The organism is Algibacter pectinivorans, assembly GCF_900112595.1.
Classification (GTDB): domain Bacteria; phylum Bacteroidota; class Bacteroidia; order Flavobacteriales; family Flavobacteriaceae; genus Algibacter_B; species Algibacter_B pectinivorans.
Window position 1 is genome coordinate 157,370 of the sequence record NZ_FOMI01000006.1, and the last position, 15,757, is coordinate 173,126.

A 15,757-nucleotide genomic window follows, 5' to 3' on the forward strand; every position below is an offset into this window, starting at 1 on the left:
TAAAAAATTAGCATATATGAAAATTACAGATAAGAGTAAGCAGGCAACAGTTCCCGCTCCTTCGGAGAGGGGTACGGAGAGGCTGTCAACACTTGGCGAATTAAAAGCATCGGGTTATCAATCAAAATCTATAAAAGATGAATTAAGAGATAATCTAATTACTAAAATAAAGAATAAAGAAACTACGTTTGAAGGTGTCCATGGCTACGAAAATACCGTAATTCCAGAACTGGAACGTGCTATTTTATCTAGGCACAATATTAACCTGTTGGGTTTAAGAGGTCAGGCAAAAACACGTTTGGCTCGTTTAATGCTAAATTTATTAGATGAATATATTCCGGTTGTAGCTGGTTCCGAGATAAATGACGATCCTTTAAACCCCATTTCGCGATATGCCGTTGAGTTAATTAAGGACAAAGGCGATAACACCCCAATAACATGGTTACACCGTAGCGAGCGTTTTGCCGAAAAATTGGCTACTCCAGATGTAACTGTAGCCGATATTATTGGAGATGTCGATCCTATTAAAGCGGCCAATTTAAAACTAAGTTATGCCGACGATCGTGTTATTCATTACGGGATGATTCCTAGAGCAAATCGATGCATATTTGTAATTAACGAGTTGCCAGATTTACAAGCCAGAATTCAAGTGGCACTTTTTAATATTTTACAAGAAGGCGATATTCAAATTAGAGGCTTTAAGTTGAGGTTACCTTTAGATATGCAATTTTTGTTTACGGCAAACCCCGAAGATTATACTAACAGAGGAAGTATTGTAACGCCTTTAAAAGATAGAATTGGGTCGCAAATTTTAACGCATTATCCAGCAGATATTGAAACTGCAAGACGCATTACGCGACAAGAAGCAAAAATAGTTGAAGGTCAAAATAAAACCGTTATAGTTCCAGATTTAGCAAGAGATTTACTTGAGCAAATTGTGTTCGAAGCTAGAGAGAGCGAGTTTATCGATGCCAAAAGTGGAGTAAGTGCACGATTAAGTATAACCGCTTTAGAAAACTTATTGAGTACAGCAGAAAGACGTGCCTTAATAAATGGAGATGATAGGACAACATTAAGGCTGTCAGATTTTGTAGGCATAATTCCAGCCATAACGGGAAAAGTAGAGTTGGTTTATGAAGGCGAGCAGGAGGGAGCAGCTGCCGTAGCTTATAATTTAATTGGTGAGGCTGTAAAAACTTTATTTTCTAATCTTTTTCCTAAAATAGGGAAACTGCAAAAGCAAGACGAAGAAGGCCCGTATGATGATATTGTATCTTGGTTCTTTAATTTAAAAGAAGGCTTCGAGTTACTAGACGATTTAAGAGACAAGGAATATGAGGCATTACTAAACGGTATTTCACCTTTACAAGACCTTATTGCAGAGTTTCAGCCAAACACAACAAAAGAAGAGGCTTGCTTTATTAAAGAATTTGTGCTTTGGGCATTGGTTGAGTACAAACTATTAAGTAAGCATAGGTTTACCGAAGGTATTCAATTTAAAGATCCTTATGGCAGTTTTATAAGCGATATTTAATGGCTTAAAACATGTGCTAAATTTTAAAAATGCTGTAATAGGAATTTATTTTCTTTTACAGCATTTTAATTTTAATGACATTATCAAATGTGTAAAATGGTTTGTTCTATTTTTCATATTTCTTAAAGTACGGCTTGCTAATTATCACAAGTAGAATATTGTCTAAAATTAGCCTGTTTTTCTTGGTTTTGTATCAAAAATCTAGTAATTTCTACCAAAATGAAGTAAAAAGCATTAAAAAAGTGAAATTTTTAGATTTATTATATGAGCAAAATTAAAGACAAAAATAAGCCAGAAATTAACTTCCTTTCTTTCGATATTGATAATACATTAATAGACTTTCATACCCATAAAAGTAATTTTCGAAAAGCCTGGAAAAAGTATAAACCTAAAGATGTGGTTTTAACTTATAACACAGGGCGTTTAATTGACGATGTACTTAATTTAATTAGCAAAGGCACCCTTCCAGAGCCAGATTATATTATTTCGGGTGTTGGTACTCACATTTATAATTATAAGGACAAACGCATTGTTAAAGAATTTAATAATATACTTGATGATGGTTGGGATTTAAAAGCTGTTGAAGATCTAATTCAAAAGATAGATCATCCTATTAGCGATCAGCCTACAAAGTTTCAGCATGCTTATAAAAGAAGTTATTTCTTTCATAATGCTAGTCCAGAACTTATTACTAGCGTAGAAAAAGATTTCGAAAATGCGAACATGAGTATTAATGTCGTGTATTCTGGAGATAAGTATTTAGATATACTTCCAAAATTTGCTAACAAAGGCAACGCCCTACAATGGTTAACTAAAAAGTTAGATATAAAACCAGAGTCTGTTTTAGTAGCAGGCGATAGTGGTAACGATTCTGCTATGTTCGATTTACCAGACGTTAAAGGTATTGTAGTGGCAAATGCGCATGAAGAGTTATATCAATACACAAAACACAGACAGGTTTATCACACCGAAAAAGAAAAGAGTGATGGTATTATTGAAGGTTTGGTTTATTATGGTATTTTACCTAATGCGGCAATTAAAGATATTAATATCGACCATAAAGACGATTTCTTTATAAAACAAGAATCAGAAAGTTTAGCCGCCGAGGATGCCGATGAGAAAGTAGCTTTAATTCGCGAAGGTTACGAAAAAGCTGTTTTAGCCTTAAAAAAGAATATTACACCTTTAGGTTTTTCGGCTTGTTCTATAAAAGATAATGTGGCTCATGGTACAGACGAGAATTATTATAGCGTTTGGGCAAGAGATGGTGCCATAACGGTAATTGGAGCCTTACCTTTAATCCATAAACACGAAGACATTCACAAATGTGCAAGACAAACACTTTTAACTTTGTTTGAGCATATTTCACGAAACGGTCAAATACCTTCAAATGTGCGTATTAAAGATAATATCCCAGATTATTCTGGGGTTGGCGGTATCTGCTCTATTGATAGTGGTATTTGGGTGGTTATTGCTTTTTACGAATATGTAAACGAAACTAAAGATATTGAATTTTTAAGAACACATATATCCGATATTAAAGAAACGATGCGTTGGTTAGGAGCGCACGATAGTAATAATGATGCTTTACTAGAAATTCCTGAAGCAGGCGACTGGACCGATTTATTTGGTAGAAGTTATAATATTCTTTACGATGAAATTTTATGGTACCGTGCTAATGTTTGTTTTGGTCGTATGATGGAAATGTTAGGCGATCATGAAGAAGCTGGAGAGCATATAAGATGGTCGCAGGTTATTAAAAAGGAAATATTACAAAACTTCTGGCCGTCTACACAACAGCAATTATTTCAATCGGTTTCTTTTGCCGAAAAGCAATTTACATTAGGAGATACCTCATATTTAATCGCGCAAACAACCCCTTTCGATTTTAGTTGGCGCTGCGATACCTTAGGAAATATATTAGCCTTTTTACATGGTACTATCGATGCCGAAAAAGCACATCAAACCTTTAAATTTATGTGGGGTGTTGGGGTTAACGATCCTTTTCCTGTAGCCAATGTATATCCTGTGGTAAGCCCCGGCGATCCCGATTGGAGACCATATTACACCGTTAATTTATTAAACCTACCAAACCATTACCATAATGGTGGTATTTGGCCTTTTGTGGGTGGTTTTTGGGTAAAGTTTGTAAACAAGTTAGGGTTTAGAGATATAGCCATAGCCGAATTACATAAACTCGCTTTAATAAATAAAGAAGGTATAAATGTAGAGTGGGAGTTTACAGAGTGGGCACATGGAACCACCGGAAAACCCATGGGGAAAGCTTACCAAGCATGGTCTGCAGCGCAATACATTTCTGCTTGTCATGATTTAAAAATAATATAATAATTAATATAACAACTAAAACAAAACACTATGAAATCGATATTGATGATCTCTTTACACGGGTATGTTGGAGCACATGCAGAATTAGGAAAACCAGATACAGGCGGACAAGTAGTATATGTTTTAGAACTTGCTGAGCGTTTTAGCAGACTAGGAAAAAGAGTCGATTTAATGACTCGACAATTTGAAGATCAGCCAGAATACGATCATGTAGACGAAAATTACAGCGTATGGCGAATTCCTTTTGGCGGTAAAAAGTTTATTCGGAAAGAAGATATGCACGACCACCTTAAAAAGTTTGTCACCAATGCCTTAGCAGCCATTAAAAAGGAACGTAAAAAGTACGATGTTGTGTATTCGCATTACTGGGATGCAGGTTGGGCAGGCCAAAAAATAGCCGAAGAGTTGGGTATTTCCCATGTACATACGCCACACTCATTGGGTTGGTGGAAACAACATAGTATGGGTAGCGATATGGAAGAAAAGGAAATGGAGAAAACGTACCGTTTTAAAGAGCGTATTAGAAAGGAATACTTTGTGTATCAAATGTGTAATTATGTTATTGCTACAACGCTTCCTCAAGTCGATTTATTGACTAAACAATACGATGTTCTGCCAAAAAATTGTGGTATGATTCCTCCTGGAATTGACGAAAACCGCTTTTTTCCAGTACCATCTAAAGAAAACGATAGAATACGAGCCAAGTACGATATTCAACCTACAGATATTTTGGCATTAGGTAGAATGGCGCATAATAAAGGTTACGATTTATTGTTTCATGCCTTACCAACGGTGTTCGAGTTATGTCCCGAGGCGCGTTTAGTAGCAGCTATTGGTGGCGATCAATCCGATCAAGATAATCAAGGTATTGAAAAACTCAAAAAGTTGGCCGAAGAGTTAGGTATTGCCGATAAAATATCATGGAAAAACTACATTGCCGACGAAGATTTAGCAAACGTTTATAGGTCGGCTAATATTTTTGTTATGCCTTCTAGATACGAGCCTTTTGGAATGGTTGCTATTGAAGCTATGGCCTGTGGAACGCCAAGTATAATAACGGTTCATGGAGGTTTATGCGACTTAATAGATTTTGGAAACCAAGGACTATTTGCAGACCCGCATCGCCCAAAAGAATTTGGTGCTATGATGGCTATGCCGCTTTTATATCCTAAATTAAGAAATGAATTATCGGTTGAAGGTGCACGTTTTGCACGTCGTAATTTTGGTTGGACCGGTATTGCCAAACGTATGTTAGAGGTGTTTAGAAGCTCTATTAATCAGCGAACTATGGAATCTAATATTTATTAATACCACCAATACATGTCTAAAATAGTTTGTTTTGGAGAAATTCTTTGGGATGTTTTTCCTACTCATAAGAAAATAGGAGGCGCACCATTAAATGTGGCACTTAGGGCAAAATCATTTAATAACGACGTTGCCATGATTAGTGCCATTGGTAATGATAATCTTGGTAAAGAATTACTAAGATATTTAAAGGAAAATGGCATTAATACGGATGGTATACAAGTCCTGGATGATTATAAAACGGGAGAGGTTAAAGTTGTTCTAGATGAAAAAGGTTCTGCATCCTACATCATTGAATATCCAAGTTCTTGGGATAAAATAGAATTGAAAGATAGCTTAATTGAAACGGTAAAAACTTCCGATGCCTTGGTGTTTGGAAGTTTAATAACACGAGATGATACTTCAAAACAGACCTTATTTGAGCTTCTAGAATATGCCAACTATAAAATTTTCGATCTTAATTTAAGACCACCTCACTATACCAAAGAGACTTTGGTTTTTTTAATGGAAAAGGCCAATTTTATTAAGCTTAACGATGATGAGTTATATGAAGTGAGTGGGTTTTTAGGTTCAAAATCTAATTCCTTAGAGCAAAACATACATTACATTGCAAAAACAACAAACACTAAACGGCTTTGTGTTACTAAAGGCGCACATGGTGCCGTTTTGTTATATGATGGTTTACTTTACTATAATAGTGGTTATCGCATTAAAGTAGTGGATACCGTTGGGGCGGGCGATTCTTTTTTGGGTACATTAGTTAGCCAATTACTTAATAAAATTAATCCTCAAGAAGCCATAGATTATGCTTGTGCAGTTGGGGCTTTGGTAGCACAGAGTGAAGGGGCTAATCCTAAAATTTCAAAACCTATGATTGATGTATTTTTAAATTTGTAAAATATTATCGTGTATCTCGACTTTTAATATTATTAGCGCATAACTCGATTATTTGAGTGATGCGCTTTTTTTTAGTCGCTTCGCGTTTGGCTTGATTTAACCAATACAAATAACTTTTTCTGTAAGAAGGGGCAAAGTTTTTAAAGTTCTTATAAGCACTAGGATTTTCATTAAAAGCATCTTTTAAAATCTGCGGAATAATGCCTTTTTCAACAGCATCTAAAGCCGTCCAACTCCCATTTTGCTTTCCAATTTTTATAATTTCAAGGCCAGCTTCATGCATTAAACCATTACTGGTAAGCTCTTTTATGTATGTTTTATTTAATGCGCTCCAAACGCTTTTAGGGTTCCGTTTACAAAAGTATTGCCTGCGCTTTCCATTACCTAAACTTTTAACAGTAGAATCTATCCAACCAAAACACAAAGCCACTTTTACAGCTTCTTCCCAGCGCATTGAAGGCTCTATATTTTCAACCTTATAAAAGATGAGGTAAACACCATTAGAGCAATCATGGTTTTTATGAAGCCATGTGCGCCATTCGGTATCAGTTTTAAAATAGAGTTCTGGTGTTTCCAAAAGGATTATATCTTTTTGCTTTCAACATAAAAATCAATATCCACTTCTACATTATCTATTTTAGAATCTAAAGTTAAAGTATTCCATTCAGCTTTAGGTGAAATCCATTGGTCTTCATCATTAATTTTAACTTGAATAGGCATTTCGAAACCTTCAACGCAATTAGTCCATCGGTATTTTAAAACTTTCTTATTTATTGAATATTCTAAAACCGGAATTTTTGTGGTTCTTAAATATTGATTAAAAAAAGCAGATAAATCTATAGTTGTTTCATAAGATAAAAAGTTTTCTATCTGTTGTGTTGTTACCGTTTGATGATAAAATTTCACATTCATTTTACGCAAAATTTTTCTCCAAACTTCGTCATCTTTTATAAGTTGTCTTAGCGTATGCAGCATATTTGCTCCTTTGTAATACATGTCGCCAGAGCCTTCATTATTAACATTATACTGCCCAATCAAAGGGCTGTCATTTTGAATATTAGCTCGGGTGCCAATAACATATTCTGCTCCGGCCTCTTTTCCAAAATGATAATCTAAATACAAGCTTTCGGAATATGCGGTAAAGCTTTCATGTATCCACATATCGGCTATGTCTTTATTGGTAATATTATTGGCAAACCACTCATGCCCGGATTCATGTATAATTATAAAGTCGAACTTTAAACCCCAACCTGTTCTCGACAAATCGTTACCCAAATAGCCGTTTTGGTAGCCATTACCATAGGTAACCGAACTTTGGTGCTCCATACCTAAATACGGTGCTTCAACAAGCTTAAAACTATCTCTGTAAAATGGGTATTGACCAAACCAATGCTCGAATGCTTTAAGCATCATAGGTACTTGTTTAAATTGTTCTTTAGCTTTTTCTAGGTTGTAGCTAAGCACATAATAATCAAGGTCTAAATTTCCGCCTTGGCCATCATAAACTTCAGAAAAATTAGCGTAATCGCCAATATTAATATTTACGCCGTAGTTATTTATTGGACTTTTTACTTCCCAATGGAATGTTTTAGTGTCGCCAATACGTTCTACTAGTATTAGCCTTCCATTCGATACATTGGTTAAATGGCTAGGTACGTTTACACTTATTTTCATGCCTTCTACTTCATCATACATGTGGTCTTTACAAGGCCACCAAACACTTGCGCCTAGTCCTTGGCATGACGAGGCAATAAAATCCTTACCGTTTTTATCTTTTTTCCAAGAAATCCCGCCATCCCATGGTGCATTTACAGCTTCCCTTGGATGACCTTCATAATAGACCTCGACCGAGTTAATGTCATTGATGTTTTGATTGATAACTAATGAAATAAAATGCGCATTACCTTCATGGCGTACTTTTAATTCTTTACCGTTTTGAACCGCTTTTAAAAACTTCATTGGCGATTGCAAATCAATTTGCATTATGGAATCGCTTTTTAAAACTTTATAGGAAATGGTGTTTTTTCCAGAAATGAATTTGTTTTCTGGGTCTACTTTTATGTCTAGATGATAATAGGTTAAATCCCACCATTCGCGCTCTGGAGTAATGGAGCCTCTTAAGCTATCTTGTTTTGTGAAATTTGTGTTTTCTGAAAGTAATCCTTGAGCATTTAAATATAATAAAGGTGAAAGTAAAAAGATAATTAGTATATAGTAGGTGTTTTTCATCAATTTTTAGTTTTTGGCAATTTAAATAAAAAGGTTATTAAGTGTTTGTTAATTTTTCTATTTGGTATAATTGAATTTTACCGTTTCAAAAGATCCATCTTTTTGGTGAATGTCTACATAAACATTCATTTCGTTAGTGTTTACTTTTTCAAAAGTCATGCCATCAAATACAACTTTAGAAGCGGTGATTTTTTGTAATGGAAAATCGATGGTTTCATCTTTAGTTTCCCAACCTTTTAAATCATTACTAAAATGTTTTAGCTGAAGTATTAACGAGTTTTCAATTTCTCTGATTATTTCAATTTCATAGAATGAAACACTACCATCGTTAATTAACTTAAAGGTAGCCATCATAGAACCACCCGATGGTTCGCTCCATATTTCTTCGGTAATACCGCCAAAAGCTTCGCCTTTCCAATGTCCTGCAATCCACGCAATATTTTCTAGTTTGGGTTCTAGGATTTTATCTGCTTGTGCAAGAATAGCAGAGGAGAAGAAGCATAAACACACAATAAAAATTGATTTCATTTTTTTTGATTTTCAACTAAATTAATAAAAAAACGCCTCGAAATAAATTTCGAAGCGCTTTTTAAAAATTGAGTTAGTCACTCTATGGTATACTATGGTTAGAAACAGTATTTGTTTTCTGCTTTAACTTTTTCTGCTATCTCGATACGTAAATCTACAATATCTGGGTAGTTTGCGTATTTAGTAAAACGTTTAAGACCCATTAACATCATACGTTGCTCGTCGCCTTCAGCAAAAGAAATAATACTTTCTTTTCCTTTTTCTTCAACGATATCTACGGCATGATATAAATATAATTTAGCCATAGCGATTTGGGCAGATTGCTCTGCTTCGCTAGTACGTTTAACGTTTTTCTCTGTTCTTAAAATTGCAGATTCTGCCATATAGATTTCTATTAAAATATCGGCAGCTGCAATTAATAACTGTTGGTGATCTTCTAGTTTTGGACCAAACTTTTGAACCGCTCCTCCAGCAACCATTAAGAACGTCTTTTTAAGCTTCTTAATCATTTCTTTTTCTTCCGAAAATAATTCAGAATAATCCGGAGTATCAAAAGATGGTATGCCCATTAGTTCTTCTTGAACGGCTTGCGCAGGACCTAATAAATCAACATGTCCTTTCATAGCCTTTTTAACTAACATACCAACGGCTAACATTCTATTAATTTCGTTGGTTCCTTCGTAAATACGAGCAATACGAGCATCTCTCCAAGCAGATTCCATTGGAGTTTCTTCAGAGAATCCCATACCACCAAAAATCTGGATGCCTTCATCTGCAGCGTTTTGTACATCTTCAGATACCGCAACTTTTAAAATAGAACACTCAATAGCATATTCCTCTACACCTTTAAGCTCTGCTTCTTGATGCGAGTTTCCAGCAGCTTCGCGAAGAGCAATTCTATCTTCAATGTTTTTAGCAGCTCTATACGTTGCAGATTCACCTGCATAGGCACTAGCAGCCATTTCAGCGAGTTTAGTTTTAATGGCACCAAAATTGGCTATTGGTGTTTTAAATTGTTTGCGCTCATTAGCATAATTTACAGCAGTTGATAAGATGCGTCTTTGCGAATCTAAACAAGCAGCAGCTAATTTAATACGACCAACGTTAAGGGCGTTCATTGCAATTTTAAAACCTTCACCACGACCTGCTAACATATTTTCTGCAGGTACAACTGTATCGTTAAAAAATACTTGACGTGTAGAAGATGCACGAATACCTAATTTATGCTCTTCTTCGCCTAAGACAATGCCATTTGGGTTTGCGCTATCATATTCTACAATAAACCCAGTAATGTTTTTATCGTCTTCAATACGGGCAAAAACAATCATCAAACTACAGAAACCTGCATTTGAGATCCACATTTTTTGACCGTTAATTTTATATGATTTTCCATCTGCAGAAAGTTCGGCAGTTGTTTTACCAGAGTTTGCATCAGATCCAGCTCCAGGCTCTGTTAAACAGTAAGCTCCAAACCACTCGCCAGATGCTAATTTTGGTACATATTTTTGTTTTTGTTCCTCTGTTCCGTATAAGGTAATTGGCATGGTACCAATTCCTGTATGCGCACCAAAAGCAGTACTAAAAGAACCTGTACCAGACGAAATATAATCGCACGTTAATACGGTAGAAACAAAGCCCATTCCCATACCACCATAAGCTTCAGGAACAGCAACACTTAAAAAGCCCATATCTCCAGCTTTACGCATAACGTCTTCTGTTAAAGCATAATCTTTAGCTTCGAAACGTGCTTTATGAGGAATAATTTCACGATCATTAAATTCCATTACGGACTCCTTCATCATTGTTTGTTCTTCTGAAAAGTCTTCAGGCGTAAACACATCTTCACAATTTGTTTCTTTTACTAAGAATTGACCACCTCTTAAGATGTCTTTTTCATTTGCTTCCATATTTTTTATTAGTTTTTAGAAGAAAGAAAATAGAAAATAGACTACCGTAGTCCATTTTGGAATCCCATCGTCATTCTTTGGAATTCTTCTATTTTATCTTCAAGTGTTTTTAATGTTTCGTTATTTAAATATTGTCTATGTTGTGCTACTAATAATTGAGTTCCTAATTCGAAAGAAGAGCCTAGTGCTATATCTAGAAAATGACTAAAAGATTTATCTGTTCTAGATGAACCTTCAGCTATATTACTGGGCATTGAAACAGAACACCTACTGATTTGAGAACTTAAATCGTATCTTTCGTGTTTTGGAAAGTTTAATAATAAGTCTGAAATATCATTGGTTATCTCCAATCCGAGTTGCCAAATTTTTAAATTCTTATAGTTATGTCTTTGCTTAGCACACATCAGTCTCTTTTCTTTACTCTATGCTCTTTTTTCTTAGTTAATTAAGAAACTCGAATATTCCACAAGCCCCTTGACCTGTTCCTACACACATGGTAACTGCTCCATATTTACCTTTCATGTCTTGCTTACGCATTTCGTCAAAAAGCTGTACTGATAATTTAGCTCCAGTACATCCTAGTGGATGCCCCAACGCAATAGCACCGCCATTTACGTTAATAATATCTGGGTTAAGGTTTAACTCTCTAATTACTGCTAAGGACTGAGATGCAAAAGCTTCATTCAATTCAATAAGAGCTAAATCGTCTTGTTTTAATCCTGCTTGTTTTAATGCTTTAGGAATAGCCTTTACTGGTCCGATACCCATAATACGAGGCTCAACACCTGCAGCAGCATAGTTTACCATTCTTGCAATTGGCTCTAAACCTAGTTCTTTAACCATGTCTTCACTCATAACCATTACAAAGGCAGCGCCATCACTCATTTGCGATGAATTACCCGCTGTTACACTTCCGCCAGCAGCAAATACAGCTCTTAGTTTTGCTAAGGCTTCTTTACTGGTTCCTGCACGAGGTCCTTCATCTTTAGTTACGGTATACGTTTTTGTTGCTTTCTTTCCGTTTGCATCAATGTAAGTTTGCTCTATTTCAATAGGTACTATTTGATCTTGAAAACGATTTTCAGCTTGTGCTCTTAATGCTTTCATGTGCGAATTAAATGCAAATTCATCTTGGTCTTCACGAGATACATTAAACTGTTTTGCAACAGCTTCGGCTGTATTACCCATGCCCCAATAATAATCTTCATGACCTGCTTTTACAATCGCATCATAATTCAGTTCTGGTTTAAAACCTGTCATAGGCACGCTACTCATGCTTTCTGCACCACCGGCTATAATACAATCGGCCATTCCAGCTTGAATTTTTGCTGTAGCCATACCAATAGTTTCAACTCCTGAAGAACAAAAGCGGTTTACGGTAACACCAGGAACATCAATAACTTCTAATCCCATGAGTGAGATTAAACGCGCCATATTTAATCCTTGTGCGCCTTCTGGCATAGCGTTACCAACAATAACATCGTCGATACGCTTTGGGTCTAAACCTGGCAATTCTTTCATCATATATTTGATGGTTTCTGCTGCCAATTCATCTGTTCTTTTAAAACGGAACACGCCTTTTGGTGCTTTACCAACTGCTGTTCTATATGCTTTTACGATGTAAGCTTGTTTGCTCATAGTAGTATTAAGATTTTTAGAATTAAGTATTAAGACTTGCTAAACGTTCTTTGAAGTGAATAATTCATTTTTGTTACTTCTAAAACTTCATCTATAATAGGTCTTACTTTTTCTTCTGTTATTAAATTCAATCTTTTAGATAAATATAATTGTGTTAATAATTCAAATGAAGAACCATTTGCAATTCCTAGGAATTGTTTAAACTCTCCATTAGTATTTCTTCCAGCTCCTTCTGAAATATTTGAAGGAATAGAAACTGCACTTCGTCTTAATTGAGATGTTAAACCGTATTTTTCTTCTTTAGGAAAATTATCGGTAGCTCTGTAGCAGTGCTCGGTGATATCCATTGCTTTTTGCCATATTTTTAACTCTTCAAATCTGTGCATCTTTATTTAGGTATTAAAGTTTTTGGTGTAATGCACTAAGAATTAACGGTTAACTCGTCTTTGTACTTAATACTTTATACCAAGTGCTTTTTTAATTTCTAAGTGGTTTACCTTTGGTTAACATATGCTGAATACGTTCTAAAGTTTTACGCTCTGTACATAAACTTAGGAAGGCTTCACGCTCTAAATCCAATAAATATTGCTCGCTAACTAAGGTTGGTTCAGATAAATCTCCACCAGCCATAACGTAGGCTAGTTTATTAGCAATTTTCATGTCGTGTTCAGAAATGTAGTTGGAGTCTTTCATAGAATCTGTTCCTACTAAAAACATACCTAAAGCTTGTTTACCAAGTACTTTTACATCTTTACGTTTTACAGGTTGTGTATAACCAGTATTAGCCATTAACATAGCATGTTGCTTTGCAACTGCAATTTGTCGGTCTTTATTAACAACCACAACATCTTTTCCTTTTTGTAATACGCCCATATCAAAAGCCTCGTAAGCCGAAGTTGATACTTTAGCCATACCAATAGTTAAAAAGTACTCTTGAAGTGTGTTTAATTGCACGTCTCCTTTTCTAAATGTATCTGATGCTCTTAAGGCCATTTCTTTAGAACCTCCACCACCAGGGATCACACCAACACCAAACTCTACAAGTCCCATGTAAGTTTCTGCTGCCGCAACTACTTTATCGGCGTGTAATGATAATTCACAACCACCACCTAAAGCCATACCGTGAGGTGCAGAAATAGTTGGGATTGAAGAATAACGCATACGCATCATGGTATCTTGGAAATATTTAATAGCCATATTAAGCTCGTCGTACTCTTGCTCTGCAGCCATCATGAAAATCATTCCAATATTGGCACCAACAGAGAAGTTTGCAGCTTGATTACCAACTACTAAACCAGCAAAATCTTTTTCGGCTAAATCAATAGCCTTATTTAACCCTGCAAGAACATCGCCACCAATAGTATTCATTTTAGATTGGAACTCGCAGTTTAAGATGCCATCTCCTAAATCTTCAATAACAACACCGGAATTCTTAAATACTTCGTTAGATTTTCTAATGTTATCTAAAATAATGAAACTGTCTTGTCCTGGAATTTTTTCTTGTGATTTCTTAGGAATATCGTAAGCATAACTCGCGCCTTCTTTTACGGTGTAAAAAGAAGAATTTCCAGAAGCTAACATTTCGTTTACCCAAGCAGCAGGCTCTAAACCTTCAGCTTTCATAATTTCAATTCCTTTTTCAACGCCTATGGCATCCCAAATTTGGAAAGGACCATGTTCCCATCCAAACCCCGCTTTCATAGCATCATCAATTTTATATAAATCGTTTGTTATTTCAGGAATTCTATTTGAAACATAAGCAAATAAGGCTGCAAAGCTTTTTCTGTAGAATTCACCAGCTTTATCTTTTCCTTTTACTAATACTTTAAATCGGTCAACAACCTTATCAATCGTTTTCGTAAGTTCTAAAGTTGCAAATTTTGCACGTTTAGCAGAACGATATTCTAGTGTGTTTAAGTCAAGTGATAAAATTTCTTTTTTCCCGTCAGCAGATACTTGTTTTTTGTAAAAACCTTGACCTGTTTTACTTCCTAACCATTTGTTTTCCATCATTGTTTTGATGAAATCTGGTAATTTAAACAGCTCTAAACGTTCGTCGTTAGGGCAGTTTTCTGCAATACCATTTGCTACGTGAACTAAAGTATCTAATCCAACAACATCTACCGTACGGAAGGTTGCCGATTTTGGACGACCAATTACTGGTCCCGATAATTTATCGACTTCTTCGATGGTTAAATCTAAATCCTTTACCGCATGGAATAAACTCTGAATGCTGAAAATACCAATTCTGTTACCAATAAATGCAGGTGTATCTTTGGCAACTACCGATGTTTTTCCAAGAAATTGCTCGCCATAACCATTCAAAAACTCTAATACAGAAGCATCTGTTTTTGGTCCAGGAATGATTTCGAATAATTTTAAGTAACGCGCTGGGTTAAAGAAGTGAGTACCGCAGAAATGTTTCTGGAAGTCTTCACTACGACCTTCGCTCATAAATTTTATAGGAATACCAGAGGTGTTAGACGTAATTAAGGTTCCTGGTTTACGATATTTTTCTAAGTTTTCGAACACCATTTTTTTGATGTCTAGTCTTTCGACTACAACTTCCATAATCCAATCTACATCGCCCACTTTAGCAATGTCGTCTTCTAAATTACCGGTAGTAATTCTACTAGCGAAATCTTGATGATAAATTGGAGATGGTTTAGATTTTAACGATGCAGTAAGCGCATCATTAACCAATCTATTTCTAACTACCTTATCTTCTAAAGTTAAGCCTTTAGCTTTTTCTTTGTCGTTAAGTTCTCTTGGAACTATATCTAATAAAAGGACTTCTACACCAATATTAGCGAAATGACATGCAATGCCACTTCCCATAATTCCAGAGCCAATAATGGCTATTTTTTTAATTCGTCGTTTGCTCATTGTATTTTTAACTATCAGATTGATTGTATATTTTTTTATTACAAACCATGTCATTAATAACTTCGGCTACTTCATAAAAATGTTTTAGCTTTTCTGGCGAAACATTGCTTTTTATAGCCTCGTTAAATATTAACACTTTTTCTTTTGAAGATTCTCTTTTTTCAATACCAAATTCGGTAAGAGAAATAATAACACCACGACCATCTTTAGGATTAGGTTTTCTGGTAATTAAGCCTTTTTTTTCCATGGTTTTTAAGGTTCTAGATAAACTAGTTGCTTCCATTCCCATTTTAGGACCTAATGCGGTTGAAGGTGTGCCTTTTTCAGGATCAATACTTAATAAAGTAAAGCCTGTTGCCATAGTGCTTTCAAACTTTAAAGCTTCTTCATTATACATTTTTTGAACCGATAACCATGTGGTTCTTAGGATGTAATCTATGGTTTTGTCTTTCATATATTTAAATGGTAAGTTCAAATATATAAAATT

Annotated in this window: 13 protein-coding genes; 4 read left to right on the forward strand and 9 right to left on the reverse strand. The window is 35.3% G+C overall.

The window, feature by feature from the left end; genetic code table 11:
• Positions 1-16 precede the first annotated feature (16 nt).
• From BMY96_RS10580 to BMY96_RS10595, 4 genes are all read left to right on the forward strand, one after another.
• Entirely contained in the window at positions 17-1,534 is a 1,518-nt protein-coding gene (locus tag BMY96_RS10580; protein ID WP_245750600.1) for a MoxR family ATPase, read from the forward strand.
• A 264-nt stretch (positions 1,535-1,798) separates the two neighbouring features.
• Positions 1,799-3,880 (forward strand): HAD-IIB family hydrolase, encoded by a 2,082-nt coding sequence (locus BMY96_RS10585; protein ID WP_092851943.1) that lies wholly within the window; start codon positions 1,799-1,801, stop codon positions 3,878-3,880.
• Positions 3,881-3,910: 30 nt separating this feature from the next.
• Entirely contained in the window at positions 3,911-5,188 is a 1,278-nt protein-coding gene (locus tag BMY96_RS10590) for a glycosyltransferase (RefSeq protein ID WP_092851944.1), read from the forward strand.
• Between the two features lie 12 nt (positions 5,189-5,200).
• Positions 5,201-6,082 carry a carbohydrate kinase family protein gene (locus BMY96_RS10595; protein WP_092851945.1) on the forward strand — a complete coding sequence of 294 codons (882 nt, stop codon included), beginning with the start codon at positions 5,201-5,203 and terminating at the stop codon, positions 6,080-6,082.
• A 4-nt stretch (positions 6,083-6,086) separates the two neighbouring features.
• On the opposite strand, the gene BMY96_RS10600 is transcribed toward BMY96_RS10595, so the two are convergent.
• The 9 genes from BMY96_RS10600 to BMY96_RS10640 form a co-directional block, all read right to left on the reverse strand.
• A complete protein-coding gene (locus BMY96_RS10600; protein ID WP_092851947.1) occupies positions 6,087-6,659 on the reverse strand; it encodes a YdeI/OmpD-associated family protein in 573 nt (190 codons plus the stop codon).
• 5 nt (positions 6,660-6,664) lie between these two features.
• Positions 6,665-8,311, reverse strand: coding sequence for a M1 family metallopeptidase (locus tag BMY96_RS10605; RefSeq protein ID WP_092851948.1), 1,647 nt, complete (start codon positions 8,309-8,311; stop codon positions 6,665-6,667).
• 57 nt (positions 8,312-8,368) lie between these two features.
• Complete coding sequence (locus tag BMY96_RS10610) at positions 8,369-8,839, reverse strand: DUF6265 family protein (RefSeq protein WP_092851950.1); 471 nt, start codon at positions 8,837-8,839, stop codon at positions 8,369-8,371.
• Between the two features lie 98 nt (positions 8,840-8,937).
• Positions 8,938-10,746 (reverse strand): acyl-CoA dehydrogenase FadE, encoded by a 1,809-nt coding sequence (locus BMY96_RS10615; protein WP_092851952.1) that lies wholly within the window; start codon positions 10,744-10,746, stop codon positions 8,938-8,940.
• A gap of 41 nt (positions 10,747-10,787) precedes the next feature.
• Positions 10,788-11,150: a four helix bundle protein gene (locus BMY96_RS10620; protein WP_092851954.1), complete on the reverse strand. Its 363-nt coding sequence runs from the start codon at positions 11,148-11,150 to the stop codon at positions 10,788-10,790.
• Between the two features lie 37 nt (positions 11,151-11,187).
• Positions 11,188-12,384, reverse strand: a complete 1,197-nt coding sequence (locus BMY96_RS10625; protein ID WP_092851956.1) for an acetyl-CoA C-acyltransferase — start codon at positions 12,382-12,384, stop codon at positions 11,188-11,190.
• Between the two features lie 29 nt (positions 12,385-12,413).
• Positions 12,414-12,770 (reverse strand): four helix bundle protein, encoded by a 357-nt coding sequence (locus tag BMY96_RS10630; RefSeq protein ID WP_092851958.1) that lies wholly within the window; start codon positions 12,768-12,770, stop codon positions 12,414-12,416.
• Between the two features lie 91 nt (positions 12,771-12,861).
• Positions 12,862-15,270 (reverse strand): 3-hydroxyacyl-CoA dehydrogenase/enoyl-CoA hydratase family protein, encoded by a 2,409-nt coding sequence (locus BMY96_RS10635; protein WP_092852072.1) that lies wholly within the window; start codon positions 15,268-15,270, stop codon positions 12,862-12,864.
• A 7-nt stretch (positions 15,271-15,277) separates the two neighbouring features.
• Positions 15,278-15,724 carry a MarR family winged helix-turn-helix transcriptional regulator gene (locus BMY96_RS10640; protein WP_092851960.1) on the reverse strand — a complete coding sequence of 149 codons (447 nt, stop codon included), beginning with the start codon at positions 15,722-15,724 and terminating at the stop codon, positions 15,278-15,280.
• Positions 15,725-15,757: the final 33 nt, after the last annotated feature.

What these genes read in the sequence shown, in the direction of transcription:
- BMY96_RS10580 (WP_245750600.1), top strand. Translation starts at nt 17, where the DNA reads ATGAAAATTACAGATAAGAGTAAGCAGGCAACAGTTCCCGCTCCTTCG.
- BMY96_RS10585 (WP_092851943.1), top strand. Translation starts at nt 1,799, where the DNA reads ATGAGCAAAATTAAAGACAAAAATAAGCCAGAAATTAACTTCCTTTCT.
- BMY96_RS10590 (WP_092851944.1), top strand. Translation starts at nt 3,911, where the DNA reads ATGAAATCGATATTGATGATCTCTTTACACGGGTATGTTGGAGCACAT.
- BMY96_RS10595 (WP_092851945.1), top strand. Translation starts at nt 5,201, where the DNA reads ATGTCTAAAATAGTTTGTTTTGGAGAAATTCTTTGGGATGTTTTTCCT.
- BMY96_RS10605 (WP_092851948.1), bottom strand. Translation starts at nt 8,311, where the DNA reads ATGAAAAACACCTACTATATACTAATTATCTTTTTACTTTCACCTTTA.
- BMY96_RS10610 (WP_092851950.1), bottom strand. Translation starts at nt 8,839, where the DNA reads ATGAAATCAATTTTTATTGTGTGTTTATGCTTCTTCTCCTCTGCTATT.
- BMY96_RS10615 (WP_092851952.1), bottom strand. Translation starts at nt 10,746, where the DNA reads ATGGAAGCAAATGAAAAAGACATCTTAAGAGGTGGTCAATTCTTAGTA.
- BMY96_RS10620 (WP_092851954.1), bottom strand. Translation starts at nt 11,150, where the DNA reads ATGTGTGCTAAGCAAAGACATAACTATAAGAATTTAAAAATTTGGCAA.
- BMY96_RS10625 (WP_092851956.1), bottom strand. Translation starts at nt 12,384, where the DNA reads ATGAGCAAACAAGCTTACATCGTAAAAGCATATAGAACAGCAGTTGGT.
- BMY96_RS10630 (WP_092851958.1), bottom strand. Translation starts at nt 12,770, where the DNA reads ATGCACAGATTTGAAGAGTTAAAAATATGGCAAAAAGCAATGGATATC.
- BMY96_RS10635 (WP_092852072.1), bottom strand. Translation starts at nt 15,270, where the DNA reads ATGAGCAAACGACGAATTAAAAAAATAGCCATTATTGGCTCTGGAATT.
- BMY96_RS10640 (WP_092851960.1), bottom strand. Translation starts at nt 15,724, where the DNA reads ATGAAAGACAAAACCATAGATTACATCCTAAGAACCACATGGTTATCG.